At 39.5% G+C, this 15,351-nt stretch carries 10 protein-coding genes and 1 pseudogene; all 11 read left to right on the forward strand.

The window, feature by feature from the left end:
* The first annotated feature begins 618 nt into the window (after positions 1-618).
* Entirely contained in the window at positions 619-843 is a 225-nt protein-coding gene (locus EAL2_RS11580) for a helix-turn-helix domain-containing protein (protein WP_025436546.1), read from the forward strand.
* Positions 836-3,592 (forward strand): type I restriction-modification system subunit M, encoded by a 2,757-nt coding sequence (locus EAL2_RS11585; RefSeq protein WP_025436547.1) that lies wholly within the window; start codon positions 836-838, stop codon positions 3,590-3,592. The genes EAL2_RS11580 and EAL2_RS11585 overlap by 8 nt, the downstream gene beginning before the upstream one ends.
* A 2-nt stretch (positions 3,593-3,594) precedes the next feature.
* A complete protein-coding gene (locus EAL2_RS15560) occupies positions 3,595-4,791 on the forward strand; it encodes a restriction endonuclease subunit S (RefSeq protein WP_025436548.1) in 1,197 nt (398 codons plus the stop codon).
* An 18-nt stretch (positions 4,792-4,809) separates the two neighbouring features.
* Positions 4,810-6,147: pseudogene (locus tag EAL2_RS11595) on the forward strand (DEAD/DEAH box helicase family protein); the annotation flags it as partial.
* 101 nt (positions 6,148-6,248) lie between these two features.
* Positions 6,249-7,733: an IS21 family transposase gene (gene istA, locus EAL2_RS11600; RefSeq protein ID WP_201770168.1), complete on the forward strand. Its 1,485-nt coding sequence runs from the start codon at positions 6,249-6,251 to the stop codon at positions 7,731-7,733.
* Complete coding sequence (gene istB / locus EAL2_RS11605; protein WP_038601615.1) at positions 7,733-8,476, forward strand: IS21-like element helper ATPase IstB; 744 nt, start codon at positions 7,733-7,735, stop codon at positions 8,474-8,476. Before istA ends, istB begins: the two co-directional genes overlap by 1 nt.
* 329 nt (positions 8,477-8,805) lie before the next feature.
* The gene (locus EAL2_RS11610) at positions 8,806-11,298 is read left to right on the forward strand and encodes a type I restriction endonuclease subunit R, EcoR124 family (protein ID WP_242842530.1); all 2,493 of its coding nucleotides are present in this window, start codon (positions 8,806-8,808) and stop codon (positions 11,296-11,298) included.
* Positions 11,299-11,880: 582 nt separating this feature from the next.
* Positions 11,881-13,278, forward strand: a complete 1,398-nt coding sequence (gene ltrA, locus EAL2_RS11615; RefSeq protein ID WP_025436551.1) for a group II intron reverse transcriptase/maturase — start codon at positions 11,881-11,883, stop codon at positions 13,276-13,278.
* Between the two features lie 40 nt (positions 13,279-13,318).
* A complete protein-coding gene (locus EAL2_RS15565; protein WP_158408885.1) occupies positions 13,319-13,483 on the forward strand; it encodes a hypothetical protein in 165 nt (54 codons plus the stop codon).
* Positions 13,484-13,627: 144 nt separating this feature from the next.
* Positions 13,628-13,753, forward strand: coding sequence for a hypothetical protein (locus EAL2_RS15870; RefSeq protein WP_278246852.1), 126 nt, complete (start codon positions 13,628-13,630; stop codon positions 13,751-13,753).
* A 78-nt stretch (positions 13,754-13,831) separates the two neighbouring features.
* Positions 13,832-15,064 (forward strand): group II intron reverse transcriptase/maturase, encoded by a 1,233-nt coding sequence (gene ltrA / locus EAL2_RS11620; RefSeq protein ID WP_242842517.1) that lies wholly within the window; start codon positions 13,832-13,834, stop codon positions 15,062-15,064.
* Positions 15,065-15,351: the final 287 nt, after the last annotated feature.

Consider the following 15,351-nt stretch of genomic DNA (forward strand, 5'->3'; position numbering starts at 1 on the left):
GACTTTGGATAAATGATTTGTTAAATCAATGTTGAAGGGTTGAGACTACAGAACTGCTTTTGACTTTGCGAGTTTAGAGAACTGTTGTTTTTGGCATAGGCTGAAGCTATAGAATTGTTGTAAAAGAACTTAGTGATAGATAGTATGCTCTATGACTGAAATTTGGCTTTTTTATGCTTTCTTGTTAAGTTATTTAATAAACAAGTTATGATATATCAGGAGTATTGGTCTTATCAGATCGATAATGCCCCTCCTCCTCGGTTCATTAAAGTATACTATCAGGTAGTAAAAATATTACTATTTTAGATGTTTTGTCTTGCCTTGAAATGACTTGAAACGAGTGATGACAGAGGATTTTCTATTGATTGTCTGAATCAGAAGTCAGAATAGAGGCTTCAAATAGTTGAGCATTTTAGTAATCGTTGCACATAAGATTTTATCGTATGTGCATTAAATAAAATAGTTTGTTCCAGAATATCAATATTCAATCATTCCATATGTTAAGAAATAATAATTTTCCTTAGAGAGTATAAATCAAATGCATTTATAAAATCATCTTATTTGTGCTATTATTATGTGTAGATTGGCAAAACTACTGAGCGGAGGGGGGGCGTTTCTATGCTAAAAAACAACATTGAAAAAGATATCAAAATAAAATGTGTTGAAGCTGATATAACACAATCTGCTTTGGCCGAAAAAATAGGAAAAACCGTACAGTATGTGAATCGTATCGTGAAGAAAGATGAGGGTGTTATAAATAAAACCTTTCTTCAAATGATGGAAGGATTAGGTTATGACATAAGACTCACCTATGAAAAACGGGAGGAGAATATCGATGAATAAACAGCAACTGGCTTCTACAATTTGGCAATCAGCAAATCAGATGCGTTCCAAGATAGAGGCAAATGAATACAAGGATTACATCCTAGGTTTTATGTTTTATAAGTACATTTCAGAACGCGAAATTCAGTTTTTGAAAGACGAAGGTTATACAGATGTGGATATAAAAAAAGTAAACGAGAAGGATGTTCAATTGGCACAGCACATTCGCCAGAATATTGGATACTTTATCTCATATAACAATCTGTTCTCTACATGGCTTGAAAAGGGCGATGATTTTAATATCGCCAATGTTCGTGATGCTCTGAATGCATTTGACTTAAACATAGAGGAGACTTACAAGAAGATTTTTGAGAACATCTTTAAGACCCTTCAGTCTGGTCTTTCTAAATTGGGTGATACAGCTCAAAAGCAGACTAAGTCAGTAAAGAGTTTGCTAAAGCTAATTCGACGAATTCCTATGGATGGAAAGCAGGATTATGATATTCTAGGATTTATTTATGAATATCTTATCAGCATGTTTGCAGCCAATGCAGGAAAAAAGGCTGGGGAATTCTACACCCCGCATGAGGTGTCAATTTTGATGTCTGAAATAATAGCTGAAAATTTAAAGCACAAAAAACACATTAGAATCTATGATCCAACATCTGGTTCAGGGTCTCTACTCATCAATATAGGTACCTCTATTAGTCGATTTATCTCTGGTGAGAATAAGGTTGATTACTATGCACAGGAGTTGAAGGAAAACACATATAACCTTACTCGTATGAATTTGGTTATGCGGGGTATCAACCCTGCAAACATTAATGTGCGAAATGGAGATACTTTAGAGGATGACTGGCCGTTTTTTGAAAATGACCAAAATAGAGAGCAGACTTATCAGCTAGTTAAGGTGGATGCAGTAGTTTCAAATCCGCCGTATTCTCAAAAATGGCACCCAAAAGATAAAGAATACGACCCTCGATATAAAGAATTTGGTATAGCTCCTAAAGCAAAGGCAGACTATGCATTCTTGCTACATGAACTATATCACTTAGAAGATGATGGTATTATGACTATTGTTTTACCACATGGTGTATTATTCCGGGGTGGTGAAGAAGGTAAAATCAGAGAAACTCTTATCGAAAGAAATCATATAGAGGCCATCATCGGTTTGCCTGCAAACATATTCTTTGGAACATCTATTTCTACAGTTGTTATAGTGTTGAAAAAAACACGTAAAGATTCTGATGTGATGATTATTGACGCTTCAAAAGGATTTGAAAAAGCAGGAAAAAACAACAAGCTTCGTGCCTGTGATATTAAAAAGATTGCAGATACGGTGAGGCTCAGACAGCCTATTGAAAAATATGCAGCTCTTGTGACTAAAAATAAAATTCGTGAAAAAGAATACAACCTAAACATTCCCAGATACCTGGATTCTTCTGATGATCCAGAAACTTGGGATATTCGGGCGACCATGTTTGGTGGCATTCCGATGCACGAAGCCGCATTACTTAACGAGTATTGGGATATATTCCCTGGTCTTTTTGATGCACTATTCAAAGAGATGTCTGAAGGTTATTTAATGATTCCATTCGAGGACATCAAAGCTGTCGCACTTGAGGTCCCTTCCATCAAAGAATACAGACAGGCTTTTACTGCGAGTTTTGATGGTTTTTATAAATCCTTGTATGAGTCACTTATCGAAGATATTTTGGATGTAAACGCACAAAGCAAAAAGGATGAAGTTTGTCAAGATATTTTCAATCGAATTTCAAAGGTCAAACTCTTGGATAAATATAAAGCCTACCAGATCTTATCAGAAGATTGGGACGTTATTTCGGCTGATTTGGAAATGATACAGAGTGAAGGGTTTGAAGCGATTTTTAAAGTTGACCCAAATATGGTTATAAAAAAGAAAGCAGACGACGATGATGAAGTGCCAGAAGTACAGGAAGGCTGGAAAGGCCGTATTCTTCCTTTTGAATTAGTTCAGCAAGAAATACACATAGATGAACTGAATGAGATTCACGCTATTGAAAATCGTTTGCATGAAATCACCGCTATCTATGCTGAAATTTTAGATTCGTTGGAAGATGACGAACTGGAAGGTAGCACAGTGAATGAAGAAAAGGATTTTTTTGTTGCGAAGGAAGTTAAAATTTTTGTAGCGGAGGCCTTAAAAGACGTAGATAGCCCGGAAATTACAGCTCTTGAAAAATATCTAACGCTTTCAAAAAAGAATGATAAGTTGGATTATATTGCCACAACCAAAATGGTTGAATGGAATAAGATGACTGTAAATAAGGACGGCACTTTTAGCAAAGCTGCTATTAACAGTCGCATTGCACAATTGCAGATGGAATACGATTTTCCTGAGAATTCTTTTGAGGCAAAGATGAAGCAAGTGCTAATGTTGATGGATGAAGAAACACAGAGCAAACGTGAATTCCGAATCAAAAAGGATGAACTCCATCAAAAAACAAAAGAAACTATTGAACACATGAATGAAGACACTGCATTGCGACTTTTGGATTTAAAATGGATTGAACCGCTGGTAAGTGGAATATTCCAGTTGCCAGAAGACATGATTTATCAAATGATTTCCAAAATCATCACACTGAATAATAAATATGCTACGACGTTTGCAGATATTGAAGAAGGTATAATTGATACTAACGAAACCTTGTATAAGATGCTTGGTGATCTTACCGGAAGTGCAGTTGATATGGAAGGATTGGAAGAACTAAGAAAAAGTCTGGAGGTTTAAGTATGGATAAAGAAAAACTTATACCCAGTCTTAGATTTTCCGGATATAAAGATGTTTGGGAACAGCGTAAGATTGGTGAGTGCTTTAAAGAACGAACCGAAAATATGCCAGATGGTGAGCTACTTTCAGTTACAATAAATTCTGGTATAAAAAAATTTGCAGAACTTGGTCGCCATGACAATTCTAATGAAGATAAGTCAAAATACAAAAAAGTATGTGTTGGAGATATAGCTTACAATTCTATGAGGATGTGGCAAGGTGCAAGTGGCTATTCACCTTATGAGGGTATTGTAAGTCCCGCATATACGGTGCTTTCACCAAATGAAAAAGTTGATTCGAAATGTGTTTCATACCTTTTTAAGAACCTAGATATGATTCATACTTTTCAAATTAATTCTCAAGGAATAACCTCTGATACCTGGAATTTGAAATATCCTGCTTTGAGTGAAATATATATAAATCTAGCTAAAGATATTAAAGAGCAAAAGGAAATAGCCGCATATTTCTCCAACCTCGATACTCTTATCACCCTACTTCAGAAAGAGTATGATAAGTTACAAACTATAAAAAAAGCCATGTTGGAAAAAATGTTTCCCCAAAAAGGAATAAATATTCCTGAAATTCGATTTGAGGGGTTTACCGAACCTTGGGAACGGCGTAATGTTGGAGAAGTTACAGAAGAATTGGACCAATATACCACACTTCAATCGGGATTTCCGTTGCTTACATCCTCAAGAAGTGGGCTGATGATGCAAAATGAATACCGTGATAATACTTCTACGGATAATCAAGATACGTTATTTAGCATTGTGCCATTGGCGGCTTGCACATATCGCCACATGAGTGACGATGATATTTTTCATTTTAATATCAATGAAATTGTTGAAAATGGGCTTGTAAGCCGTGAATATCCTGTTTTTAAAGCTTCAAAGGATAATAATCTATTTACAATCATTCAGTACTTGAATTCTAGCCCAGAATTCAGAGCTTTTTGTAGAGAGCAAAAAATGGGGGGAACTCGGACAAGGTTATATTACAAGAGCCTTTGTAGATTTGAGCTATTGCTTCCGACTGAAAAAGAACAGGATCAAATCGCTTCCTTTATCAAACATCTCGACAATCTTATCACCCTTCATCAGCGTAAAATCGATAAGTTGAAAAATATCAAAGCGGGTTGCTTAGAAAAAATGTTTGTTTAAATTTGGGAGGTGGTTGATATGTCTGAAATTATATATACAGAAGAAAAAGAATTTGAAGAGGCCGTCATAAAAACCCTAATTGAATATGGTTGGGAACCGGATGTTATACAGTATCCAACTGAAGAAGATTTGATTCAAAACTGGGCAGATATTCTTTTTAATAATAACAAGCAGAATACACGTTTGAATGATTGCCCTCTGACCGCAGGTGAAATGGATCAGATTATAAACCAGGTAAAGGCTCTACCGTCACCACTACGCCTGAATGAATTTATCAACGGCAGAAGTGTTTCAATCACTCGTGATAACCCTGAAGACCAACTTCACCTTGGCAAAGAGGTTAGTTTAAAAATCTATGATCGCCAAGAAATTGCTTTAGGCCAAAGCCGTTACCAAATCGCACAGCAGCCACAATTCAAGACTAAGTCGCCCATTCTTAACAATAGACGAGGGGATTTATTGTTGCTTATCAATGGTATGCCGGTAATTCATCTAGAGCTAAAGCGCAGTTGTATCCCGGTCAGTGAAGCATACAATCAAATAGAGAAATATTCGCATGAAGGTGCATTCCGTGGAATCTTTTCTATGGTACAGATTTTTGTAGCTATGCAGCCAAATGAATCAGTTTATTTTGCCAATCCAGGCGAAGACGGCGTGTTTAATAAGGCTTTCTACTTTCATTGGGCTGACTTTAATAATAATCTCATCAATGATTGGCATACTTTCGTGCATAGGTTTTTGTCTATTCCTATGGCACATATGTTAATTGGTTTCTATACTATTGCTGATACTGACGATGGAATTCTTAAGGTAATGCGTAGCTATCAGTATTATGCGGCTGTTTCTATTGCTAACATTGTTGCAGATAAGAAAAACCACTGGGATGGCGATAAGCAGCTTGGAGGACATATTTGGCATACAACGGGCAGCGGAAAAACCATGACCAGTTTTAAGGCGGCACAGCTTATCGCAAGCAACCATGATGCTGAGAAGGTAGTGTTCTTGGTTGATCGCAAAGAACTAGGAATTCAATCATTAAAAGAGTATCGTTCTTTCAAGTCGGAACATGAATCAGTACAGGCAACTGAAAACACAACAATTCTGATTTCTAAATTGAAAAGTGATGATCTTGATAATACGTTAATTGTTACTTCTATTCAGAAACTTAGCAATATTACTGCAGAGGCTATGGATCTAAATGAAGCGGATCTCAAAGCTATTCAGAAAAAACGTATGGTCATCATTATTGACGAATGTCATCGCTCTACTTTTGGAGATATGTTGATTGACATCAAGAATACTTTTAAAAATGCTATTATTTTTGGTTTCACAGGAACACCCATTCAGGATGTGAATGCTAGTATAAGAGTGAGCCATTTAGTGCCTTTGTGCTAACCAAAAAGTGAGCCACTTTTCAAAAAACCTGTATACTAATCTCAAAGATTAGTGCAGGGAGGATGAAAGGTGTGATCATTGACGTGGACATTTACCAAAAGATTAGAGAAATGAGTACAATCCAGGGTATGTCTCAAAGGGCTATCGCTAAAACGCTCGGCATATCTCGCAATACCGTCAAAAAATATTGTGACGGTGACAGCGTTCCATGGGAACGCAAAGAATACAATCGTAAGGCAGACATTCTGACTGACGATGTATTAAAGTTCATTCTTCATTGCCTTGAGGAAGACAAATCCGAAAATATAAACAAACAGCAGCATACTGCAAGGCGCATATATCAACGGCTTGTAACTGAAAAACAGTTTGCCGGCGGCGAGTCAACAGTAAGATTGGCTGTAAAAAGGATTAAAGGGAATATTCCCAAGTCATTTATCCCATTGGAATTCGATCCGGGGGAAGCTCTCCAAATTGATTGGGGAGAAGCCACCGTGTATCTTGACGGGATTAAAAACAAAATCAATCTCTTTTGTGCAAGGCTATGCTTCAGTTGCGCAATTTTCGTAATGGCATTCAAGCACCAGAACGAGGAATCCTTCTTGGAAGGTCAACAGAAGGCATTTGAATTCTTTGGCGGTATTCCTCATAAAACAATATTTGATAATGCTAAAGTTGCAGTAAAAGAAGGCTTTGGCCAATACGCAAAGATTCAAAACAGGTACAAGGCCTTTAGCGCCCATTATGCATTTCAACCGTTGTTTTGCAACATTGCAAGCGGAAATGAAAAGGGCCTGGTTGAAAACCTTGTAGGATTTTCAAGAAGAAACTTCCTGGTTCCTGTTCCAAGGATAAAAAACTTATCAGAGCTGAATAGTTTACTATCAGAAAAATGCAACGAGTATAAGCAGCATATGATACAAGGACGTGAGGGAACTGTCGGTATGCGGCTCTTTCAAGAAGCATCATACTTCTACTCACTTCCAAAATACAGTTTTGATACAAGCAAAACTGCGATTGCAAAAGTAAATGAATACTCCACAGTAAGGTTTGATAAAAACAATTATTCAGTTCCGGCAACACTGATAGGCCAGGAAGCCACAATAAAGGCCTATGGCAACGAAATCAGAATACATCACAAGTCTGCAGTCGTGGCATCCTATGACCGCATCTATGGTCCAGGGGGCTACACCAGCTATACTCTGGAGCACTACATGCCACTTCTGGAACGAAAGCCACGCTCCGTATTCAACGCCAAACCTGTAAGGCAGGCTATTCAGAGAGACCTGCTTGAATGGGGAATGAAATTCCCAAATGCAAACAGGGATACTGTCAAACTTCTTCGATTGTGCCTTGATTATGGCACTGACAGGATAATCGGCATTAAAAACCAAATACCTGCTACGGTAAGTCCCACAATCGACCTGGTACGAAGTTACTTGGATGGTCCTGTATCAAACGGCGTAATATCGGTTGCAACGGATATCTCAGTTGATAATGTGGACCTATCGGCTTATGATGCCAAATTCAAAGTGGCGGTGAACGGATAATGGGTGAAATAAACGTGAAGGCACAGTCTATTTCTCTTTACTGCAAGCAGCTCAAGCTCCCTACCTTTTGTGATTATGAAAATATGATCCGTCAGATGGACACCAATATGAGCTATGAGGATTTCCTCCTTGCGCTACTAAGAGTTGAGAACGACCAGCGTCAGGAAAATAATCGCAAAAGGCGGATCAAAGCTGCAAAGTATCCATATTTGAAGACTCTTGATGAATTTGATACAAGCCGGCTTAAACATGTAAAAGAACCTTTTATTTTTGAGTTGTCTGAGTGCGACTACATAGACAAACATCAAAACATTGTAATGATAGGGAATCCCGGAACAGGCAAGACGCATCTTGCAATAAGCCTTGGCTTGAAAGCCTGCACCCTCGGATATTCCGTCAAGTTTTATAACGCCGCATCACTTGCAACTGAATTGGTCGAGGCCAGCGAGTACAAAAGGCTGGCAAAGCTTGAAAAACAGCTGTCTAAAGTTGATCTGCTAATACTAGATGAACTCTCATACCTAAGCTTTAACAGGCATCAGTCAGATCTGCTTTTCAAGGTAATCTCTGATCGATCCGAAAAAGGCAGCATCATAATAACCACAAATCTTGAATTCTCAAGATGGACAGAGCTTTTCGATAATCCAATAATGGTCGCAGCCCTAGTTGACAGAATAACATTCCGCTCCTATGTATTAAACATGAATGGCGATTCTTATCGAAAGGACAGCAACAGCAAATAAAAGATGAATTAAGGGAAATGAAGGCTAAACCCAATTTCCCTTCTTTATTACAATAAGTGGCTCAAATATTCATTAGCACAAATATGAAAATGGTATACTTTTTCATTAGCACAGGTGGCTCAGAAATTCACTAGCGCCTGGCTCAAATATTCATTGACATTCAGATTCAGGATTTAAATACCAAGAAAGACAGCACTACACCTACTATTTTTGGCGATGAAATCCATAGATATACTTTAGGCGATGGAATTAGAGATAAGAATGTTCTTGGTTTTGACCCATATCTTGTTCGTATCTATGATGACAATGATTTGAGGGAACAAATTGCATTGGAAAAAGCAAAAGCATCTTCTCAGCAGGAAGCCATGAGTGACCCTAAAAAAAAGAAAATGTTTCTTAAATACATGGATTCATCACAGGTGAAAATGTATGGAGAGCTTGTTGATGGTAAATGGATAAGTGGTATTGAGGATTACATTCCCAAAGAGCAGTATCAGACACCTGAATATAAAATGGGAATTATTACGGATATTAAAAAGAAATGGCCCTTGTACAGCCGAGACAGACAATTTCACGCTATTTTTGCGACCAGCAGTATTCCAGAAGCGGTAGAGTATTATCGTTTGATGGTAAAGGAAATGCCGGAACTAAAGATTACGGCTATGTTCGATCCGTCTATTGATAATGAGGGTGGAGGCTCTCTTGAAAAGGAAGACGGTATTGTGGAAATATTGGAGGCCTATAACGACAAGTTCGCTCAATCTTTTTCCATTGCCTCTTACGATAAATTTCGTAAAGACGTTAGTTTGCGCTTAGCTCATAAAAAACCGTATGAATACTTGAATAAAGATGATCAAGTTGATATTTTGATTGTTGTAAATCAAATGTTAACTGGCTTTGATTCTAAATGGGTGAATACGTTATATCTGGATAAAGTCATGGAATATGAGAATCTTATTCAGGCATTTTCAAGAACCAATCGTCTTTATGATATGGCAGAGAAACCGTTCGGAATTATTAAATACTACCGACGTCCTAACACAATGGAGAAAAATATTGAAGCAGCGGTAAAAGCTTATTCAGGAGATGTTCCTACTGGTCTTTTTGTAGACAAGCTCCCAAACAACCTCAGACATATGAATACTCTATATTTGGGTATTGAGCAACTCTTTAAAAATGCTGGTATTGAAAGCTTTGAAAAGTTACCAGAGGATTCTGCTACAATAGCAAAATTTGCTAAAGATTTCAAATTGTTTGTAACGCATCTGGAAGCTGCGTTGATTCAGGGATTTGTATGGTCTAAAAAATTATATCCAGACGAGAATCAGGTTGAGGATCCTATAGAAGTAGCCCTTGATGAGATGACTTATTTGACCCTCCTTGGCAGATACAAAGAACTTTCAAGAGGCGGTGGAGGAGACCGAGGCGGAGATGTTCCATATGAGGTGGATATTCATATCACTGAATATGATACTGGAAAAATTGATGCGAACTATATGAATTCTAACTTTGACAAGTATGTCAAATTGATACAGGGCGATACTGATCCTGAAATTGTGGCTGCGGCATTAAAAGAACTACATAGATCTTTTTCCATGTTATCTCAAGAAGAACAACGCTATGCTGAACGATTTGTACATGCTGTAGAGACTGGAAAAGCTAATTTAGTTCCTGGAAAAACTTTCAGACAGTATATTGCAGATTACATGAAGGCAGACGAATATGCCAGAATTAATCGTGTTGTTACGCGACTTGGTTGTAGCTTTAATCTTCTTCGTGAATTGTTAGAGAGAAAAGTTAATAGTAGCACTCTTGATAATTATGGTAAATTCACAGAACTTAAAAATTCGATAAATAAGATTAAAGCTAGAGAGTTTTTTAAGCTTGTTCTCAGAAACGAGTATGTTGAACTTAGATTACCATTATATTGTGAAGAGTATCTACGTTTCTTCTTGCTAAGTGGAGGACAAGATCAATACCTAAATGTGAGTAACGAAGAAATGCCTACTCAGCCAAAGGATAAGGGATCAGAATTGAATGCATCAATTGCTGGTGTTGTCCTCACGGAAAAAGATTATGTTGGGAAAAAAATAGTTTCAACGGTAAAAAGTAAAACGCTGACCAACTGGTACTCTGAAAGTAAAGCAGTAGCAAGCATAGTAAAAACTGATTGTTTTGCCTATGTGGACAATAAGGTTTGTCTAGCATCTTCTCAGTATATTCAACGAACTGGCGATGGGAACCTTGAATTAACTGAGTATGCAAAAGATCATGAGGAAGAATGTTTCCTACAATTCATAGTGGATGAAAATGATGGAAAATTGCACTATGTGAAACTTCCCGCAGCAAAAGCGGATGTGACTTTCAATTACTATGATGAGATAAGTGAAGAATTACTTACACAATATGGACTGGTGAATGAAATGTCTAAAGAAATGCTGAAAGCTATTGGTGAATCAGAGTTTGGAGAGGCATTGACAAAACTTATGGACAAACGTATTTGTAATTATTCGGGTAGATTGTTGAAAAGTGTAACTGGATTGGACATCAGAACCATCAGTAATATGAAAAAAGGTAAAAACCTTACTAAGCTAAATGTTATTTCTGCTTGTCTCGGAATTCATATTCCATATAGGGTAAGTGACCGAATGTTGCAATTAGCAGATCTAAGTTTAAATATGACTTCGCCTGGTAAACTAGGTGCAGATAATGAAACTTATGATATGTTGCTACATCTTAAATGGGCTACTGATTACGGGGATGTGTATGATGAACTTAAAGTGCAAAGTTTAGACTATCTTATTCACCAGCCACCACTATAAGTAGATATTTTACTTAATAGATCAGAGTTGCATTTCTGGTCTATTTTTTTAAAAAAAATTTGATGAACTTAATTCATCGGATATTTATTTGTCATTAATTATAAAAGCGATTTTTATTCTCAAATAAGGAACAGTGCATATGAAAATATGTACTGTTCCTTATTTTTGTGCGCCCGGCATGGGCGATAACTTGGTGGTGAAAGTCCACTACGCGCTCGGTAGCAGGAAGCGTTAGCCAAAGGCAAGGGTGTCCATCGCGAGGTGGAATCTGAAGGAAGCCGGAGGCAAAGTCCCGAACCGACGAACAGAAACCGCATATTAAGGCCGACATAGGGCGGACGAGTTTGCAAACCAAAACAAAGTCCAATGCTACCCGAACCCTACACGGTAAATGCGGCGGTTACATGGGATGAAGGTTATCATTCTTACCCGGGGAGGTCTCACGGACGTTGAGTAAGATAAATCTGAAATACGGAGTAAAGCTTGCCGTGAGAAGTCAGCAGAGGCCATAGTACCGATTTTTTTTCGGAAAGGGCTGAACAATCGTAAGTCTTGAGTAAGAGCCGGAAGGAGGCTGGTGCGTTGAAAGCAGAATACCGAGAGGGCTGCCTGCAAAGGGATAGCGTGGAACGTGAAGAGTATGCAGGAGCGCAGAGCGCCAGCGCTCGGGAGAGCAAAGAAAGAGATGGTGCAATCGACCTGCTCGAGAGGATACTGGAACGGGATAACCTCAACAGAGCCTACAAGCAGGTCAAGCGTAACCACGGAGCGCCCGGAATCGATGGAATGACTGTCGAGGATGCGTTTTTGTGGATAAGGGAAAATAGGGATGAACTTCTGCAAAGCATCAGGGATGGAAGCTACAAGCCGAGTCCAGTGCGACGCAAGGAAATTCCCAAATCCGATGGTGGGGTGCGAAAACTGGGGATTCCCACGGTAATAGACCGAGTCATCCAGCAGGCCATAGCGCAGAAGTTACAAGCCATCTTTGAACCAATATTTTCAGAAGGAAGCTATGGCTACCGTCCGAAAAGAAGCGCACATCAAGCAATTCTAAAAGTGAAAAATTATGCAGAGCAGGGATACGGATACGCAGTAGAAATAGACCTGTCCAAGTACTTCGACACCCTGAATCACGAATTGCTACTTAACCTTCTGCGAAAGAAATTCCAAGACAACCGCGTGATAGAACTCATCAAGAAATATCTAAAGAGTGGAGTCATGGAAAACGGAGTATTCTGCAGAACTGAGGAAGGCTCGCCGCAAGGCGGGCCGCTTTCGCCTCTACTGGCCAACATCTACCTGAATGAATTCGACAAGGAGATGGAAGGCCGAGGGGTAAAGATAGTCAGGTACGCGGATGACATTGTGGTGCTTGCGAAAAGCAAAAGAGCCGCAGTACGTCTAATGAAAACCTGTAGCAGATATCTTGAGGACAGACTCAAACTCAGAGTGAACGTCCAAAAGAGCAAGGTGGTAAGCGTGCTGGCTAGAAAGCACTTCAAATTCCTTGGATTTTGCCTCGGGAAGAATGGAAAGGGAATATACATACGAGCCCACCGGGAATCCCTTGCAAAGGCGAAACGAAAGTTGAAGGAACTGACCCGCAGGAATCAGGGAAGGAATGTGCGCATGGTCATGGAGAACGTCAAAAGATACATCCGTGGATGGCTTGGATACTATAATGTGGCTGACATCAAACGAACTTTGCTCAAATGGAACGAGTGGATGCGCCGAAGGATTCGCATGTATATCTGGAAGCAATGGAAGAAACCAAGAACGAGGGTGAAGAACCTGACGAAACTGGGCATTCCAGAGTGGCAGGCATACCAATGGGGCAACACGCGGCTGGGATACTGGCGTATAGCAGGTAGCGCGGTTTTATCCCGCTCCATCACAAATGAAAAGCTCGTACAGGCCGGATACTATGACTTTCCGGCGCAGTACGAGCAATTACGCAAAATGCACTTAAGCGGTTGAACCGCCGTATACTGAACGGTACGTACGGTGGTGGTGTGCCATGAAAGGCATACGGATGATGAAGGTAGGTCCTTCGACAGGGATTGAACAGGCAAACCTGTCAAACAACCTTAATGCTGCTGTGATTAAGAGTCGTGGTAGTGAGCGATTAAGGAAAAGGCTGCACAAGCAGTCATGTGAGATATGTGAAGATGAACGAAAGTGAACCGCTGATGAAGTATCGATAGCGTAAAGTTCCTGCAAAACTCAACTCTTCACCACTGATTGAGGAAAAGGATAGAAGATACCTGTAAGGCTGACTATCTGTGGGACGGTATTAAGGCGGCATGAGCATATATCAGGCATCTGTATGAAACATGGGAACCTGCGGAATGATGGTAATCGAAAAAGTCTAAGCCACAGAAAGGCAAAGCTGAAAGTAGAGATGCATTTCGCAGGGGCGGAGATGTTCGTAGTAGTGATGAAACTGCTGTAATGGCAGTGGAGCGAAGGGGCATCATCATTCAGCTCAGAAGCAGAAAACAACTATATCAAATAGGAGGATTTGATGCGGATGAGCAAACCGTACAAAATACCGAAGAAAGTAGTACTTGAGGCATATAAAAGAGTGAAGGCAAACAAGGGAAGTGCCGGGATAGATGGCATAACCTTTGAGGTCTTTGATGAAAATCTCGAAAAGAACTTATACAAGATATGGAATAGGATGAGCTCAGGAAGCTACATTCCCGCCCCGGTTTTGGCAGTTGAAATACCTAAAAAGACCGGAGGGACAAGGCGACTGGGCATACCTACCATCACCGACCGAATAGCGCAAATGGTAGCAAGAATGATTGTCGAGCCTAAGGTTGAACCCATTTTTCACGAGGACTCATACGGATACAGGCCAAACAAATCTGCATTAGAAGCAGTGGGAAGAGCCCGTGAGCGAAGCTGGAAGTACGACTACGTGATAGAACTGGATGTGAAGGGTCTGTTCGATAATATCGACCATGAACTTCTCATGCGCGTGGTAGAAAAGCACGTGGATGAAAAGTGGGCCAAGCTCTATATAAAGAGATGGCTCGAAGCCCCTTTCACAACTAAAGAAGGACAACACATAGCTCGGAAAGCCGGAACCCCTCAAGGTGGCGTTATCAGCCCTGTGTTGGCGAACATGTTCCTACACTATGCGTTTGACCGTTGGATGGAAAGGAATTATCCGAAATGTCCTTTTGAGAGATACGCCGATGATGCCGTTATTCATTGTCAAACGCCTACACAAGCCAAACAGCTGAAGCAAGCGCTGACGGAAAGAATGTTGGAATGTCGATTGGAACTTCATCCCGAAAAGACTCGGATTGCTTACTGTCACGATAAAGACAGGAAGGAAAACTATCCAGTCAGAAGCTTTGATTTTCTCGGATACACATTTAAAGCGATGAATATCAAGTGCAGGGACGGAATTCTAAGGTATAACTTCATCGCATCCGTAAGCAAAACGTCTTGTAAGAGCTTTAGAGATAAAATCAAGGCCTTGGAAATTCACAAAAGAACTGGGAGTTCCATAAACATCATAGCTGAAATCATAAACCCGATAGTGAGGGGATGGATGAACTATTTCAGCAAGTACAATCCGTCAGCCATGAAATACTCCCTGGACTGCGTAGATAGAAGACTCGTAAAGTGGGCGATGTGTAAGTTCAAACACTTTAGGGGACATAGAAGACGGGCAGAAAAATGGCTCTCTGAGGTTAAAAGCAGAGAGCCGGGACTATTCGCACATTGGAAACTTCGGTATATCAGTTAATGCGGTTATGAATGATAAGAGCCGTATGAAGGGAGACTTTCACGTACGGTTCTGTGAGAAGCTCGGGGTGAAACTCCCCTTGCTTACTCGACTGAGAGGTCGGCTGATGAACTAATCGTCAGCCTCCTACTCGATTTGCCTCAAAAACACTATTTTCACAAATGTGATCTTACAAAATAAATGGATTTTCAAATTTATGAAGTAAAGGTTGTCCATTATTAAGGTTTTGATGTTGAACTTTATTCAACGGGCAAAAAAGCTAGAAATTATAAAATTAATTTACAAAA

Origin of the sequence: Peptoclostridium acidaminophilum DSM 3953 (genome assembly GCF_000597865.1) — a bacterium.
GTDB lineage: Bacteria > Bacillota > Clostridia > Peptostreptococcales > Peptostreptococcaceae > Peptoclostridium_A > Peptoclostridium_A acidaminophilum.

Bases quoted from the DNA above. Each gene is read 5' to 3' on its own strand.
- istB (WP_038601615.1), top strand. From the start codon at position 7,733: ATGGGTGAAATAAACGTGAAGGCACAGTCTATTTCTCTTTACTGCAAG.
- EAL2_RS15560 (WP_025436548.1), top strand. From the start codon at position 3,595: ATGGATAAAGAAAAACTTATACCCAGTCTTAGATTTTCCGGATATAAA.
- EAL2_RS15870 (WP_278246852.1), top strand. From the start codon at position 13,628: ATGAAACATGGGAACCTGCGGAATGATGGTAATCGAAAAAGTCTAAGC.
- ltrA (WP_242842517.1), top strand. From the start codon at position 13,832: ATGAGCAAACCGTACAAAATACCGAAGAAAGTAGTACTTGAGGCATAT.
- istA (WP_201770168.1), top strand. From the start codon at position 6,249: ATGAAAGGTGTGATCATTGACGTGGACATTTACCAAAAGATTAGAGAA.
- EAL2_RS15565 (WP_158408885.1), top strand. From the start codon at position 13,319: ATGAAAGGCATACGGATGATGAAGGTAGGTCCTTCGACAGGGATTGAA.
- EAL2_RS11580 (WP_025436546.1), top strand. From the start codon at position 619: ATGCTAAAAAACAACATTGAAAAAGATATCAAAATAAAATGTGTTGAA.
- EAL2_RS11585 (WP_025436547.1), top strand. From the start codon at position 836: ATGAATAAACAGCAACTGGCTTCTACAATTTGGCAATCAGCAAATCAG.